Raw genomic sequence first — 1658 nt, forward strand, 5'->3', positions numbered from 1 at the left:
TTATACCAATAATTATTCATTGGTTGTTCAATAATTGCCCTAGCCTGGATATAACTATGAATAATAGTGAAATTATTATCATTCATATCATTAGCAATGATGGCTAAATGTTGAGGTTGATAATTGAATTTCATTAATGCGATATCAGCTTGTTTCATTTTATTTTTTGCTATCTTGATAAAATGTGTTTTGCAGAAATTGAACAACTTACTAGGATCTGGAATTATTGTATAATTATTTACATCACAATCGCTTAGCATTTTATCTGTCACTGATTTAAGGTTAAGATTTTTAGCTATACCAATTATCAGTCCAAGACAATCACAGCCCACTTGATTATTATTATCATTATTTATTAGAATACGGCCTTGATGTCTGAATTTTATTCCTAAATATTTTCGAGCACAATCTATAATCTCACTTCTATTAACCATTAAATTTTTTCCTAAAAAATATTATTAAAAAACTAATTGATATTTTTTTATAGGTCACAAATGTATTAAAAATATAATTTTATAAAGCTTTATCTAACTAATTTGATAGCAGAAGGAATATGTGGTTCACCTCTAAAGTTCAGGGCATTATTAAATTTTGTACGACAAGTAGCAAATTCTTTATTACAACCTGCTGCAATTTCAAATTTACTTCCAACTGTTATATTTTTTATTAAACTATCACTTAAAGTTATATAACCAGCACTGAACTCTTTAACTTTATATTGTTTAGTATCATTTGCTGTATAAAATATTATTTTACCAAAATCAAAATATCCATTAGCAAAATTTTCTAAAGATTTACTAAATATTACTACATTATTAATTATTCTATCTATAACTGAAATATGAGTATATTTTTGTACATTGATTCCACATTTTTTATTTCCAAAAATTGTTCTACATGTTGGAGAAAAAACATTACCTATTTGCCACTTTAAATTATCTATTTTACTATGAACTTCAATAATAAATTTTTTGTTAGAAATTTTAATTTTACCAAATATTCCTTGTTTTATATAGGTTATTCCTTGTGAGAGGTCTTCATATTAGAATATAGTTCTCGATTCTTTTGAATTTCACTAGGTATAAAAACACTTTTAGCTAAATATTTGATACCATCAATATCGATATCTTTATCACCATCTGTAAATCCTATTTTTTTATTATTCTTTAAAGTTAATTTCCAACAAGTAGCAAGAGTGGTTAAAGGTGACTTCATATGTTGATGTAATTTAGATGGAATATGATTCATAATTTTAACTCCACTAAGCTAATATCTGACCAAGAAAAACTATTATAATCATCCATAGATATTGATAGTGCATCCGTATCAAAGCGCACAGGTATATCAAATTCAAAACTTGCAATAATTATAGTGCCACTTTGCGGTGGTTTATCAAAAATAATTTGGCCATTGATATAATTTATTTGAGTATTTATTTCTTTTACAAGTATTGTTGATCTATAGCTTGTATAAATTCTTACGGTATCTTTCACTGGTTTTGTAATGATTCTTTTTTCTTTGCCATATATTTTAATTAATTGAAATCTTTCATTTTTTCCATCTCCTATACCAATTTTTTCATTTTTTGCTTCAAAATCGGTATGATCTTTAAATCTAAAGCCAATAGCCTTACCTTTTCTTTCTCTAAAAAAAGCAAT

At 25.6% G+C, this 1658-nt stretch carries 4 protein-coding genes; all 4 read right to left on the reverse strand.

The window, feature by feature from the left end; translation table 11 throughout:
* On the reverse strand, positions 1-434 hold a 434-nt coding region (locus tag IHI24_RS04610), incomplete at its 3' end, for a C40 family peptidase (protein WP_194966893.1).
* A gap of 89 nt (positions 435-523) precedes the next feature.
* Positions 524-1021 carry a DUF2163 domain-containing protein gene (locus IHI24_RS04815; RefSeq protein WP_194966896.1) on the reverse strand — a complete coding sequence of 166 codons (498 nt, stop codon included), beginning with the start codon at positions 1019-1021 and terminating at the stop codon, positions 524-526.
* Positions 1018-1248: a baseplate hub domain-containing protein gene (locus tag IHI24_RS04775; RefSeq protein ID WP_194966894.1), complete on the reverse strand. Its 231-nt coding sequence runs from the start codon at positions 1246-1248 to the stop codon at positions 1018-1020. Before IHI24_RS04775 ends, IHI24_RS04815 begins: the two co-directional genes overlap by 4 nt.
* Positions 1245-1658 (reverse strand): DUF2460 domain-containing protein (locus IHI24_RS04625; RefSeq protein ID WP_194966895.1); only part of this gene is annotated, 414 nt, incomplete at its 5' end. The genes IHI24_RS04775 and IHI24_RS04625, both read right to left, overlap by 4 nt.

Source organism: Rickettsia endosymbiont of Cardiosporidium cionae, from assembly GCF_015476335.1.
GTDB lineage: Bacteria > Pseudomonadota > Alphaproteobacteria > Rickettsiales > Rickettsiaceae > JADHZC01.